The 13,298-nt window shown below is 68.7% G+C and carries 13 protein-coding genes and 2 pseudogenes; 11 read left to right on the top strand and 4 right to left on the bottom strand.

Annotation, left to right across the window (positions count from 1 at the left end; genetic code table 11):
• Position 1 precedes the first annotated feature (1 nt).
• Positions 2-913, bottom strand: a complete 912-nt coding sequence (locus tag L6444_RS27665) for an HhH-GPD family protein (protein WP_236978530.1) — start codon at positions 911-913, stop codon at positions 2-4.
• Here L6444_RS27665 and L6444_RS27660 point away from each other — a divergent pair.
• Positions 912-1,535, top strand: a complete 624-nt coding sequence (locus tag L6444_RS27660; protein ID WP_236978528.1) for a carbonic anhydrase — start codon at positions 912-914, stop codon at positions 1,533-1,535. The genes L6444_RS27665 and L6444_RS27660 overlap by 2 nt on opposite strands.
• 89 nt (positions 1,536-1,624) lie before the next feature.
• Positions 1,625-2,428 carry a hypothetical protein gene (locus L6444_RS27655; protein WP_236978526.1) on the top strand — a complete coding sequence of 268 codons (804 nt, stop codon included), beginning with the start codon at positions 1,625-1,627 and terminating at the stop codon, positions 2,426-2,428.
• 15 nt (positions 2,429-2,443) lie between these two features.
• Here L6444_RS27655 and disA read toward each other — a convergent pair whose 3' ends face one another.
• The 3 genes from disA to L6444_RS27640 are packed head-to-tail and all read right to left on the bottom strand — an operon-like array spanning position 2,444 to position 5,600.
• On the bottom strand, positions 2,444-3,520 hold the full coding sequence (gene disA / locus L6444_RS27650) for a DNA integrity scanning diadenylate cyclase DisA (protein ID WP_236978524.1): 1,077 nt from the start codon (positions 3,518-3,520) through the stop codon (positions 2,444-2,446).
• A gap of 30 nt (positions 3,521-3,550) precedes the next feature.
• A complete protein-coding gene (gene radA / locus L6444_RS27645) occupies positions 3,551-4,969 on the bottom strand; it encodes a DNA repair protein RadA (protein WP_236978522.1) in 1,419 nt (472 codons plus the stop codon).
• 58 nt (positions 4,970-5,027) lie between these two features.
• Complete coding sequence (locus L6444_RS27640; protein ID WP_370653042.1) at positions 5,028-5,600, bottom strand: hypothetical protein; 573 nt, start codon at positions 5,598-5,600, stop codon at positions 5,028-5,030.
• Positions 5,601-5,950: 350 nt separating this feature from the next.
• On the opposite strand from L6444_RS27640, the gene carD reads away from it, so the two are divergent.
• The 9 genes and pseudogenes from carD to L6444_RS31310 all read left to right on the top strand — a co-directional run bounded on the left by carD (position 5,951) and on the right by L6444_RS31310 (position 13,293).
• Complete coding sequence (carD, locus tag L6444_RS27635; protein ID WP_007166539.1) at positions 5,951-6,439, top strand: RNA polymerase-binding transcription factor CarD; 489 nt, start codon at positions 5,951-5,953, stop codon at positions 6,437-6,439.
• A gap of 89 nt (positions 6,440-6,528) precedes the next feature.
• Positions 6,529-7,156: pseudogene (gene ispD / locus L6444_RS27630) on the top strand (2-C-methyl-D-erythritol 4-phosphate cytidylyltransferase).
• Positions 7,153-7,632 (top strand): 2-C-methyl-D-erythritol 2,4-cyclodiphosphate synthase, encoded by a 480-nt coding sequence (gene ispF / locus L6444_RS27625; protein WP_236978519.1) that lies wholly within the window; start codon positions 7,153-7,155, stop codon positions 7,630-7,632. Before ispD ends, ispF begins: the two are co-directional and overlap by 4 nt.
• Before the next feature lie 37 nt (positions 7,633-7,669).
• Positions 7,670-9,076, top strand: a complete 1,407-nt coding sequence (gene cysS / locus L6444_RS27620; protein ID WP_236978517.1) for a cysteine--tRNA ligase — start codon at positions 7,670-7,672, stop codon at positions 9,074-9,076.
• Positions 9,077-10,009, top strand: coding sequence for a 23S rRNA (guanosine(2251)-2'-O)-methyltransferase RlmB (gene rlmB, locus L6444_RS27615; protein WP_236978516.1), 933 nt, complete (start codon positions 9,077-9,079; stop codon positions 10,007-10,009).
• 475 nt (positions 10,010-10,484) lie between these two features.
• The gene (locus tag L6444_RS27610; RefSeq protein WP_236978512.1) at positions 10,485-10,784 is read left to right on the top strand and encodes a PE family protein; all 300 of its coding nucleotides are present in this window, start codon (positions 10,485-10,487) and stop codon (positions 10,782-10,784) included.
• Between the two features lie 29 nt (positions 10,785-10,813).
• Complete coding sequence (locus tag L6444_RS27605) at positions 10,814-12,031, top strand: PPE family protein (protein ID WP_236978510.1); 1,218 nt, start codon at positions 10,814-10,816, stop codon at positions 12,029-12,031.
• A 73-nt stretch (positions 12,032-12,104) separates the two neighbouring features.
• Positions 12,105-12,672: pseudogene (locus L6444_RS31315) on the top strand (PPE family protein); the annotation flags it as partial.
• A gap of 180 nt (positions 12,673-12,852) precedes the next feature.
• Positions 12,853-13,293: a PPE family protein, SVP subgroup gene (locus tag L6444_RS31310; RefSeq protein ID WP_459561291.1), complete on the top strand. Its 441-nt coding sequence runs from the start codon at positions 12,853-12,855 to the stop codon at positions 13,291-13,293.
• Positions 13,294-13,298: the final 5 nt, after the last annotated feature.

Genomic DNA, 13,298 nt, shown 5'->3' with positions numbered 1-13,298 from the left:
GTTACTCCTCGCCAGCCAGCGCGAATCGCCCGTCAGCGGTCTGCACTACCAAGCCGTCGTCCAACAACGAGTACAACGCCCGGTCCCGCTGTGCGGTATCGGTCAGCCAGGCCACGTCGAGTTGAGCGCGGGTGACCGGAGAGTTGTTGTCGCGCAGCACATCGAGTAGTCGTCCGCGAACCTGGCGATCGGTGCCGGCGTAGGTCTGCACACGGCGGGCGGGTCCGGTCGCCGGCGGGTAGCCGGCCTGGCGCCAGGCGCACGAATCAAGGGGGCACAGCCCACACTTCGGGCTTCGCGCCGTGCACACCGTCGCACCCAACTCCATCAAGGCCACCGAAAACTCAGGTGCGCGTTCGTCATTCGGTACCAGTGCGGCCACGTCGGCGTGATCGCGGGTGGCCGAAGGTGGGCCCGCGTCGGCGCGGCCGTGTACCGCGCGGGCGACCACCCGGCGCACGTTGGTGTCCACCACCGGTACCCGCCGCCGGTAGGCAAAGCAGGCCACCGCGCGCGCCGTGTAGCTTCCGACGCCGGGCAGTGTCAGCAGCACATCGACATCGTCGGGTACCACGTCGCCGTGGTCGCGTGCGATGACGACGGCGCACTCGTGCAGACGCTTGGCCCGCCTTGGGTAGCCCAATTTGCCCCACGCGCGCAGTACGTCCGCGGCGGTGGCTGCCGCGGTGGCCGACGGGGTGGGCCACCGGCGCACCCACTCGGTCCAGATCGGCAGCACCCGGGAGACCGGTGTCTGTTGCAGCATGAACTCGCTGACCAGGATCTGCCAGGCGTCGACGCCGGGTTCCCGCCAGGGCAGGTCGCGGCGCGAACTCCGGTACCAGGACAGCAGATTTGCGGCGGATATGTTTGGGCAGACGTGCGCGGGTCCGTGCGGCACAATGTGTGCCATGCCTAGCAGCAACCCGATAAGCGCCTGGAAGTCACTCAAAGAGGGTAACGAGCGATTCGTCGCCGGTAAGCCCGAGCACCCCAGCCAAAGTGTCGACCACCGGGCCAGCCTGGCCGGCGGGCAGAAGCCGACCGCGGTGATCTTCGGTTGCGCGGACAGCCGGGTGGCGGCCGAACTGATCTTCGACCAGGGCCTCGGCGACGTGTTCGTGGTGCGCACCGCCGGACAGGCGATCGATACCGCCGTGCTGGGCTCCATCGAATACGCCGTCGCAGTGCTCAACGTGCCGCTGATCGTGGTGCTCGGCCACAACAGCTGCGGCGCGGTCAAGGCCACCATCGCCGCCCTCGACGAAGGCGAGATTCCCGGTGGTTTCGTGCGTGACGTGGTGGAGCGCGTGGTGCCGTCGGTGCTGGCGGGCCGGCGGGACGGCCTGACCCGCGTCGACGAGATCGAGGCGCGGCATGTCAGCGAGACGCTGGCCCAGCTGGTGTCGCGCTCCTCGGCCATCGCGGAGCGGGTCGCCGCCGGGACCCTCGCGCTCGCCGGGGTCACCTACAAGCTGGCCGACGGCAAGGCGGCGCTGGTCGACCACATCGGCGACATCGGCGAGCAGGCGTGACCGTCACTACACGACCGCTCACCGACTAACCTGACGACACGCCGAGGCGGGTCAGCCGAGTCGGTGTGACCTGGCCTTACGGTGTGAACGTGCTGGATCTAGAACCGCGGGGCCCGCTACCTACCGAGATCTATTGGCGGCGCAGGGGACTTGCCCTGGGCATCGCGGCCGTCGTGATCGGGATTGCCGTCGCAATCGTCATCGCCGTCGTCAGCAGCAACTCGGGCAGCAAGCCCGCGAATAAGCCCGCGGCGGCCCAGGAGCATCCCGGCGCGTCCCCGGCTCCCGGCGCCCCGGCCGGCCCCGAGCCGGCCGGACAGAGCGCATCCCCCGCGCCCGGCGCGCCGCCGGGGACCCTGAACCCGGAGTCGCCCACCCCGACCGCCGCGGTGCAGCCGCCACCCGTACTCAAGGACGGCGACGACTGCCCCGACTCGACGCTGGCCGTCAAGGGGCTGACCAACGCGCCCCAGTACTACATCGGCGACCAGCCCAAATTCACCATGGTGGTGACCAACATCGGGCTGGTGTCCTGCAAGCGCGATGTCGGCGCGGCGGTGCTGGCGGCCTACGTGTACTCGCTGGACAACAAGCGGCTGTGGTCCAACCTGGACTGCGCGCCCTCCAACGAGACGCTGGTCAAGACGTTCACCCCGGGCGAGCAGGTGACCACCGCCGTGACCTGGACCGGGATGGGTTCGGCGCCGAAATGCCCGTTGCCGAGGCCGGCGATCGGGCCGGGCACCTACAACCTGGTGGTCCAGTTGGGCAACCTGCGCTCGCAACCGGTCCCCTTCGTGCTGAACCAGCCGCCGCAGCCACCGGGCCCGGTGCCCGCGCCGGGGCCGGCCCAGGCGCCGCCTCCGGAAGCACCGCCTGCCGCGGGCGGATAACACATTCGCGGGATATCAGTGGTCGGCGATCGTCGACTCCGCCAGCTGGGACAATCCCTCGCGCACATGCCGGGCCCACATAGCACCGATCCCGTCCACCGACTGCAGGTCGTTGGCACTGGCGGCCAGCAGCCCCTGCAGCGTGCCGAACGAGCGGACCAACAGGTCGACGTGGGCGAACTGCAGCCGGGGGATGCCGGCCATGGCGCGGTAGCCGCGAGGGCTGAGCGCCGAATCCTGCGCCTCGGCCGTGGTCGGATACCCGAAGACCTTGGCCAGCGCGGTCAGCTCCAGTAGGTCGCTGTCCGACAGCGCGTCCAGCTCGCTCAGCGTGGCGGCGATCTGCGCCCTGGACGGCGGTTCGGGATTGGCGTGGTAGTCGCGCACGATGAGTTCGCGGGCGGTGTCGTTGCCGCCCAGCAGCTCTTCGAGCTGCAGCCGCAGCTGCCGCCCGTCGGTGCCCAGTTCGACGGCGTCGTAGTCGATCGCCAACCCGATGCGGCGGACCAGTTCGAGCCGCTGCACCACCGTCATCACGTCCCGCAGCGTGACGAAGTCCTCGACCTCGGCCCGCGACAGCTGCCGACTGACCTCGTCGAGCCTGGTCTTGTAGCGCTCCAGGGTGGCGATGGCCTGATTGGCGCGGGACAGGATCGTCGCGGAATCGGTCAGCACGTGACGTTCGCCGGCTACGTAGACGGTCACGATGTTCATCGAGTGGCTCACCGAGATCACGGGGTATCCGGTCTGGATCGCCGACCGCTCGGCCGAGCGGTGCCGGGTTCCCGATTCGTCGGTGGGGATCGACGGATCCGGAACCAGCTGCACGTTGGCCCGCACGATGCGGCTGCCGTCGGTGGACAACACCACCGCTCCGTCCATCTTGGACAGTTCGCGTAGTCGGGTCGGCGCGTACCGCACGTCGAGCGCGAAGCCGCCGTCGCAGATGGCTTCCACGTTCTCGTCGTGCCCGAGGACGATCAGGGCGCCGGTGCGGCCGCGCAGGATGCGCTCCAGGCCATCGCGCAGCCCGGTGCCGGGTGCCAGTCGGGCGACGGCCTCACGCAGGGTCGGACGAGTCACAGCGTGCATTCTGCTACGCCGGCCATCGATGCGGGACCCCTACTCGGCGCTGTCGAGCCGATACGACTTCACGCGCGTGGGGGTGCGCCGCTCGGCGATGTCGACGAGGTGGTTCAGCGCCTCGCCGATGGTCGCCGCGCTCAACGCCCGCATGCCGGCCGGGACTTCCTTGCATCCCGGTGGGATCAGCGCGACGGTGAAGCCCTGACGGGCGGCTTCGGCCAGCCGCCGCTCGATGCCGTGGACGCGGCGCAGGTCGCCCGCCAGCCCCACCTCCCCGACCACCACCGCGGTGGTGGGCAGAGCCAGGCCGGTGTACGACGAGGCCAGCGCCGCCGCGACCGCCAGGTCCGAGGACGGCTCGGTCAACCGCATGCCGCCCACCGTCGACAGGTAGATCTCGACCGCGCCGAGTTTGAGCCGACCGTGTTTCTCCAGCACGGCGGTGATCATCGCGGCTCGCGAGTGGTCGATACCGCTGACCGCCCGCCGCGGCGAACCGCCGTTCGGCACCGCAAGCAGGGCCTGGACTTCCCCGATCAGCGGGCGCTTGCCGTCCAGGGTCACCGTGATCGCGGTGCCGGGCACCGGCGCCGGGCGCTGGTCCAGGAATAGGTGCGACGGGTCGGCAACACCTTCGATCCCGTTGTCGTGCAACAGGAAACACCCGACCTCCTCGGCCGCACCGAAGCGGTTCTTGATGCCGCGGACCATGCGCAGCGAGCTGGTTCGGTCGCCTTCGAAGTGCAGGACGACGTCGACGAGATGCTCGAGGGACCGCGGCCCGGCGATCGCCCCGTCCTTGGTGACGTGCCCGACCAGGATCATCGCGACGCCCTTGGTCTTGGCCGCGGCGGTGAGCGCGGCCGTCACCGCGCGCACCTGGGTGACACCGCCGGTGACGCCGTCGGACTCGCTGGTGGACATCGTCTGCACCGAGTCGACGACGACCAATTCCGGATGCACCGTGTCGATGTGGCCCAGCACCGTGTGCAGATCGGACTCGGCGGCCAGGTAGACCTCGTCGAACCCGCCACCACTGCAACCGATCCGGTCGGCGCGCAACCGCACCTGCCCGGCGGATTCCTCGCCGGATACGTACAGCGCCCGTTGGCCGCGCTGCGCCGAGCTGTGGGCGACCTCGAGCAGCAGCGTGGACTTGCCGACGCCGGGCTCCCCGGCCAGCAGCGTCACCGATCCCGGCACCACCCCGCCGCCGAGCACCCGATCGAGTTCGTCGACTCCGGTCGAGCGATGCCGGCTGGTGTTGGGTTCGACGGAACTGATCGGCACCGCCTGCGAACCGGTGGCGGCTGCGCGCCGTCCGCCGCCCACCGCGGCGAGCACGGCGACCTCTTCGACCGTGCCCCAGCTATTGCACTCCATGCAGCGCCCGACCCATTTGGCGCTGACATGGCGGCATTCCGAGCAGCGATACTGCGAACGTGCATTGGCCACGCCGTGACCGTATCTCCGGCGACCGACAGGCCGGTGCCGACAGGCCGGACCGGCGGGCCTAGGAGTGGTTGGCGCCCTGTTCGCGCGGCTGTTCCGAGCTGGCGGCCAGCGGCACCTCGACGCTGCCCTCGCCGGCCTTCTCGAACTTGAAGGTGAACTTGTAGGTCAGGCCGTTGCTGATCGGCTTGGTCAAGTTGACGGTCGCCTTGGCGGCCCCGTTGGGTCCGGGCGGCCCCGGCGCCGCGGCCTGCCCCTCCGGCGACCCGACGAAGAGCATCCGGCCGGCCGGCAGCTTGGCGTCCCCGGACAGCGCCACCGGGCCGATGTCGCTGCTGATGCCGGTCAGGCGGTCGTCGACGTCCGCCGAATTGTTCACCGCCACGAAGGCCAGTTCCACGCTGCGGCCGGGCTGCAGGAAGTCGCCGGTCTGGGTGGCCTGAATGCGGATGTTGCGCAGCGCCAAGTTGCCGATGGTGACCCGGTTGCCGTTGACGGCGGGCTCCTGCGCCGCGGTCTGGGCGATCTGGCCGGTTCCGCAGCCGGTGAGCACGGTCGCGGCCAAGCCGACGGCCGCCAGCCAGGTGGTGAGCCTGGCCGGGCGCAACGGCAGGCGGATGTCGAAGCGGTTCACTCAGTGCCTCCTGCTGCTCAACCCCGAATTTCAACTATGCACAGTAGTAGCAAGGCACCGTCCGCGGTAGCGCGGGACTCCCGATGTCGGGCGCCGGACCCCTGCCGGACATCTGGGCGGGCCCCGTCCCGGTCCCCGTTGAATTTCGGACCGGTCGACCAGCTATTCTTTATGGGCGGATTCGGGCCCGTGCACCGGGGCCGAATGCGACGCCAGAGCTGGTCCCCCTGCACGTCAGAGCCCGCCTGTCAACCCTCAATATGCGCGTGGCATGCCCCTGACCTGCACCGTTGATCCGCACGCGTCGGTCCCGCGTGTTAGACTGAATTAACGAAAGGGGCTCGAATCAGATGATCTTCAAGGTCGGTGACACCGTTGTCTACCCACACCACGGTGCTGCGTTAGTCGAGGCGATCGAAACTCGAACCATCAAAGGGGAGCAAAAAGAGTATCTCGTCTTGAAAGTTGCGCAGGGCGACCTGACCGTTCGAGTCCCTGCCGACAACGCCGAGTACGTCGGCGTCCGCGATGTCGTAGGCCAGGAAGGTCTGGACAAGGTCTTCCAGGTGCTGCGTGCTCCGCACACCGAGGAGCCCACCAACTGGTCGCGCCGGTACAAGGCCAACCTCGAAAAATTGGCTTCCGGCGACGTGAACAAGGTTGCCGAGGTCGTGCGTGACCTGTGGCGTCGTGACCAGGAGCGAGGCCTGTCGGCGGGCGAGAAGCGGATGCTGGCCAAGGCGCGGCAGATCCTGGTCGGTGAGCTGGCGTTGGCCGAGAGCACCGACGACGCCAAGGCCGAGACCATCCTGGACGAGGTTCTGGCTGCCGCCTCCTGAATAGCCCGGGGCTCTGAGTGGGCACGGGAGCCGAAGACGTAGTCGCGATCGTCCCGGCCGCGGGGTCCGGTGAGCGGCTCGGCGCCGGTATGGCGAAGGCGTTCTATCAACTCGAGGGTGAGTCGCTGGTCGAGCGGGCCGTCGAAGGTCTGCGGGCGTCCGGCGTGGTGGACAGCGTGATCGTGGCGGTGCCCGCCGACCGCACCGACGAGGCCAAACTGATCCTCGGACATCTGGCGACGATCGTGGCCGGTGGCCGCAGCCGTCCCGAATCGGTGAATCTGGCGCTTTCAACCATTTCCGAGCTTTCCGGGTCGCGTCCGTCGTTCGTGCTGGTGCACGACAGCGCGCGCGCTGACGCCACCGTCGCTGATCGTGCGGGTTGTGGACGCGCTGCGGGCGGGCCACGACGCCGTGGTGCCCGGATTGCCGCTGTCGGACACCGTCAAAGCCGTCGACGCCAACGGGGTGGTGTTGGGCACCCCGGAGCGGGCCGGGCTGCGGGCGGTGCAGACACCGCAGGGTTTCGCCACCGACCTGCTGCTGCGCGCCTACCAACAGGCCTTCGCACGGCCAGGTGGAGCCGAGTTCACCGACGATGCAGCACTGGTGGAGCAGATCGGCGGCCAGATCCAGGTCGTCGACGGCGATCCGCTGGCCTTCAAGATCACCACCCAGCTGGACTTGTTGCTGGCCAAGTCGATCGTGGGCCGATGATGCAGCTGCCCCGGGTGGGGTTGGGGGTGGACGTCCACCCGATCGAGCCCGGCCGCCCGTGCTGGCTGGTGGGTCTGCTGTTCCCCAGTGCGGACGGCTGCTCCGGCCACTCCGACGGCGACGTGGCGGTGCATGCCTTGTGTGACGCCGTGCTCTCGGCCGCCGGGCTCGGCGACATCGGCGGTGTGTTCGGTGTCGACGATCCGCGCTGGCAGGGGGTGAGTGGCGCCGACATGCTCCGGCACGTCGTGGCGCTGCTCACCGGCGAGGGATACCGGGTGGGTAATGCCGCGGTCCAGGTGGTCGGTAACCGGCCGAAGATCGGTCCGCGACGCTCCGAGGCTCAGGCGGTGCTGTCCCGGCTGCTCAACGCGCCGGTATCGGTGGCGGCCACCACCACCGACGGACTCGGTCTCACCGGACGTGGCGAGGGCCTGGCAGCTATCGCGACGGCGATGCTGATTCCGCTCCGCTGAATGGGACCGCAGGGCATAGGCAGTAAGCTGGCACGTCGTGACCGATCGTGCCGTCCTGCGGCTCCATGACACGGCGACCGGCGCCGTGCGTGATTTTCTGCCGCTGCGGGCCGGGCACGTCTCCATCTACCAGTGCGGCGCAACTCCGCAGGGGCTGCCGCACATCGGCCACGTCCGCAGCGGCGTGGCCTTCGACATCCTGCGCCGCTGGCTGCTGGCGCGTGGCTATGACGTCGCCTTCATCCGCAACGTCACCGACATCGACGACAAGATCCTGAACAAGGCGGCCGCCGCGGGGCGGCCGTGGTGGGAATGGGCCGCGACCCATCAGCGCGCGTTCACCGCGGCCTACGACGCCCTCGACGTCCTGCCGCCCTCGGCGGAGCCGCTGGCTACCGGCCACATCACCCAGATGATCGAATTAATGCAACGGCTGATCGAAACCGGGCACGCTTACGCAGCGGCCGGCGACGTCTACTTCGACGTGCTCAGCTACCCCGACTACGGCCAGCTGTCCGGGCACCGGATCGACGACGTCCACCAGGGCGAGGGGGTGGCCACCGGCAAGCGGGACCAGCGCGACTTCACCCTGTGGAAGGGCGAGAAGCCCGGCGAGCCGTCCTGGCCGTCGCCGTGGGGGCGCGGCCGCCCGGGCTGGCACATCGAATGCTCGGCCATGGCCCGCACCTATCTGGGTCCCGAGTTCGACATCCATTGCGGCGGAATGGATTTGATCTTCCCGCACCATGAGAACGAGATCGCCCAGAGCCGCGCTGCCGGGGACGGGTTCGCCCGTTACTGGCTGCACAACGGCTGGGTGACGATGGGCGGCGAGAAGATGAGCAAATCGCTGGGCAACGTGGTGGCCATCCCGGCGATGTTGCAGCGGGTGCGTCCCGCCGAACTGCGCTACTACCTGGGCAGCGCGCACTATCGCTCGATGCTGGAGTTCACCGAGACCGCACTGCAGGACGCGGTCAACGCCTACGTCGGTGTCGAGGAGTTCCTGCACCGGGTGCGCAGCCGGGTGGGGGCGGTATGCCCCGGGGAATGGACCCCGCGATTCGCCGCGGCGCTGGACGACGACCTCGCGGTCCCGGCGGCACTGGCCGAGATCCACCACACCCGCGCCGAGGGTAACCGCGCCCTGGACGCGGGGGATCACGAAGGCGCCCTGCGCAGCGCCGCCGCCATCCGCGCGATGATGGGCATCCTGGGCTGCGACCCGCTCGACGAGCGCTGGGAGTCCAAGGACGAGACGCTGGCCGCGCTGGCCGCGGTGGACGTGCTGGTCCGGGCCGAGTTGGAAAACCGGCAGAAGGCCCGTGCGGAACGCAACTGGGCGTTGGCCGACGAAATCCGGGACCGGCTCAAGCGGGCCGGTATCGAGGTCACCGACACCGCGGACGGTCCGCAATGGACGCTGGGCGGGGGCGGCAAGTAGATGGCCGGCAACTCCCAACGCCGGGGGGCGATCCGAAAGGCCGGCAGCAAAAAGGGGCCGACCGTCGGCTCGGGCGGCCAGCGGCGCCGCGCCCTGGAAGGCCGTGGCCCCACTCCGCCGGCTCACCTGCGCCCCCACCATCCGGCCGCCAAGCGGTCCAAGCCGACGCAGCAGCGCCCTGCCAAGAAGGTCGACGAAGCCGAGACCGTGCTGGGACGCAACCCGGTGCTGGAATGTCTGCGTGCCGGGGTGCCGGCGACCGCACTCTATGTTGCGCTGGGCACCGAGGCCGACGAGCGGCTCACCGAATCCGTCTCCCGGGCAGCCGATTCCGGTATCTCGATCTTGGAGGTGCCGCGCGGCGACCTGGACCGGATGACGGCCAACCACCTGCATCAGGGCATCGCGTTGCAGGTGCCGCCCTACAACTACGCCCACCCCGACGACCTGGTCGCCGCCGCCATCGCAGCGCCGCCGGCGATGCTGGTCGCGTTGGACAACATCTCCGACCCGCGCAATCTGGGCGCGATCGTGCGGTCTGTCGCGGCGTTCGGCGGCCACGGCGTGGTGATCCCGCAGCGCCGGTCGGCCTCGGTGACGGCGGTGGCCTGGCGCACCAGCGCCGGCGCGGCGGCGCGGATCCCGGTGGCCCGGGCAACGAATCTGACCAGGACGCTGAAGGATTGGGCCGGCCGCGGCCTGCGGGTGGTCGGGCTGGATGCCGACGGTGACACCGTGCTGGACGAGCTCGACGGCCGCGACCCGACCGTGGTGGTGGTCGGCTCCGAGGGCAAGGGACTGTCCCGCCTGGTGCGCCAAACCTGCGATGAAGTGGTGTCCATCCCGATGGCCGGTCAGACCGAGTCGCTGAATGCCGCGGTGGCCGCCGGAGTAGTGCTCGCCGAGATCGCGCGCCAACGTCGCATTCGGTGATCGTCGGGCGCACACCGGGCCACCGGACCCCTCGAGGGTCGAGCGTCGGCTCGTTGCGGTTCGGTCATGCGCAGCCGCTTTCCTGTGAGCGTTCACAGAATCCAGCCGCCGCATAAGGGATTCATAGACGTCGGCGAGCCGACAACTCTTCCGGGCGATCAGTGCGCGGCCGGTCATTTCCGCAGCTCACTGGGCCGTACCGCTTGCGCTGCATTGAACGCACGCTGAACAAAAGTCCTCGCGAGGTGAACAGTCGGCGCTTCTGCTTTCTGCGCAATAGCTTTCAACTTACTGTGTGTCGCATGAGTCGACCGCTGATTCTGGTCTAGAACACCAACTACGGGTATAATGCGCCGTTTTTTGGCGCTGAATACCCCGTGAGTGCCTGAATCTAACGACGGCTCATCAATGGCAACACCCAGACAACGCAGCTGGGTGTTGCAGCAACCCCACACGTCTCGCCGGAGGTATCCGCATGTCTTTCGTACGCACGTATCCAGAGCACTTGGCGGCCGCCGCCAGCAACCTGCAGTCATTGGGTGCGGCACTGAACGTCGGTAGCGCGGCTGCTGACGTGCCAATCACCACCGTGGTGCCCGCGGCCGTCGACGAGGTGTCGATTCTGACGGCCATGCAGTTCGCGACGCATGCGCAGCGGTTTCAGGAGCTGAGCGCGCAGGCGTCCAGGATCCAGGCGATGCTCTCGGCGACATTGGCCACCAGTGGGGGCTCCTACGCCGAAACCGAAGCGGCCAACGCCGCATCGGCGCACTGACCGACCCCGAGGCAATAGGAGTCATAGCGATGGTGGACTACGGTATGTTGCCGCCCGAGATCAACTCTGCGCGTATCTATGCCGGGCCCGGAGCGGCCTCGCTGGTAACCGCGGCGACGGCGTGGAATGGGCTGGCCGCTGATTTTCAGGCTGCGGCCGCGGGGCATCGTTCGGTGATCGAGGCGTTGACCACCGGGCAATGGCTGGGTCCGGCTTCGGCGCAGCTGGCTTCGGCTGTCGCGCCGTTCATTTCGTGGCTGAGCAGCAGCTCTGAGCAGGCCGCCGAGGCAGGCCGGCAGGCGACCGCCGCCGCGGCCGCCTACGAGAGGGCGTACGCCGCCAGCGTCCCCCCACCCTTGATCGCCGCAAACCGCACCCTGCTGCAACAGCTTGTCGCCACCAACCTGCTCGGCCAGAACAGCGCCGCGATCTCGCTGCTCGAGGCTCAGTACGGCGAGTTCTGGGCGCAGGATTCGGGGGCGATGTACACCTACGCCGGAAGTTCCGCGGCGGCAACCAAATTGACGCCGTTGGCAGCGCCGGCCGAGGTTGTCGATCCGAAGGGGCTGGCCGACCAGGCTGTCGCGGTCTTCAAGGCCGGGGGCCAAGGCGTGCAGAACCAACTCAACGCCATAGGCGCACAGGTGGTTCCGGAATTCAGTGACGTGGTGAAGACGCTTTCTTCGCCGCTCAACGGGCAGGGCACCGCGATCGATTCGTGGATCGTCGCCAACACGCCGTTCGACGACATCGTCCCGCTCTACAGCAAATACCTTTCGCCGTACGTCAACTCGCTCGCGGCGATGATCCAGTCGACGCAGACGATCGGGCAGAACACCAGCGGTTGGTCGGGTATCGGCAACCTTGCCAACACGCTGCTCAAGCCCGCTGCCCCGGCAGCGGCCAAGGCGGCCGAAGGCGCGGCAGCGGCGGCCAGCGGAGCCGGCCAGGCCGCGGCAGGCGCCGCGGGCAATCTGGGAGCGGGTCTGGGCGGGGTGGCCGGCAGCCTGGGCAAGGCGGTGCCGATCGGAGGCTTGTCGGTGCCCGCGAACTGGGTCCCATGGCAATCAACCACCAATCCCGGTGTGGCTAGCGCGATTCCGGCCGCTCTGGAGACGGGGGCAGGCTCCAACAGCTTCCCGATGGCACCGCCGTTCGGGCAGTTCGTCAACGGCGGTTACGGACGCAATGCCCCGCAGTACGGCTTCAAGCCGTCGATCATGGCCAAACCGCCGGCCGCCGGTTAACCGGCACGATCACCGCAACATTCACAAAGCTGAGCTGTCAACAGGCATCAGAGGATACAAGCGATGGTCGACTATGGCCTTTTTGCCGCCCGAAATCAACTCCGGGCGCATCTACACCGGGCCGGGGGTAGGGCCGATGCTGGCCGCCGCGGCCGCATGGAGCGGACTGGCCGCGGACTTTTCCGCCGCCGCGGCGGGGGCATCGATCGGTGATCTCCGAGCTGACCGGTGGCCCGTGGGTGGGGCCGGCCTCGGCGGCATTGGTCGCGGCCGCCACACCGTTCATCAGCTGGTTGGACGGCAGCGCCGACTCGGCCGGGCAGGCGGCGGTTCAGGCGTTCGCCGCCGCGGCCGCCTTCGAGACTGCGTTCGCGGCATCGGTTCCGCCGCCGGTGATCGCAGCCAACCGGGCGCTACTGGCGGCGTTGGTCGCGACCAACTTCCTCGGGCAGAACACCCCGGCGATCGCGGCAACCGAGGCCCTCTACCTGGAATTCTGGGCGCAGGACGCCGCGGCCATGTACAACTATGCGGGAAGTTCGGCGGCAGCCTCCGAGCTGACCGAGTTACCGGAACCGGCCGAGGTCGTGAATCCGGGCGGAGTGGCCGACCAAGCGGTAGCGGTGTTCAAGAGCGCGGGTCAGGCCGTCCAGACCCAGCTGAACAACGTTGGGGCACAGCTGATACCACGAATCGGTGATGTGCTACAGACGCTTTCGTCGCCGTTGAATGGCGAAGGCAGCTTGATTGATCAGTGGCTGGTTGCCGACACGCCGTTCGACGACCTCGTGCCGCTCTACACCAAATACATTTCGCCGTACATGAATTCGGTGGCGTTCTTCTTCCAGGACACCCTTTTCGTGGGCGACGAAACCGCGGGCTTCGCCAAACTCGGCAGCGTCGCCAACGACATCGGCAGCGCGGCGCAGGCGGCCGAGGCGGCAGCGCAAGCCGCCACCGCTGCCGTACCCAAACTGTCCAGCAGCGTCGGGGGAGTTGCGGCGGGCCTGGGTCGGGCCGTTCCGCTGAGCAGCGGGTTGTCGGTACCGGTGAGCTGGACTTCGGCGACCGCGCAGGCCGGATCCGGGGTGACCGCCATCAGCAACGCCACCTCTATTTCGGCCGCGGCCGAAGGCGCCGTCGGCAGCAATGTCCCGGTTGCCCCGCCGTTCGGGCAGTTCGTCAACGCCGGCAACGGCCGCAGAACTCCCGCCTACGGGCAGCGGCTGACATTCATGACCAGGCCTCCGGCGGCAGGCTGAAACCG

It is taken from the genome of Mycobacterium kiyosense, from assembly GCA_021654635.1.
Classification (GTDB): Bacteria; Actinomycetota; Actinomycetes; order Mycobacteriales; family Mycobacteriaceae; genus Mycobacterium; species Mycobacterium kiyosense.
The sequence above is the reverse complement of the archived record's forward strand: the minus strand, read 5'-3'. Positions and strand labels throughout refer to the sequence as shown.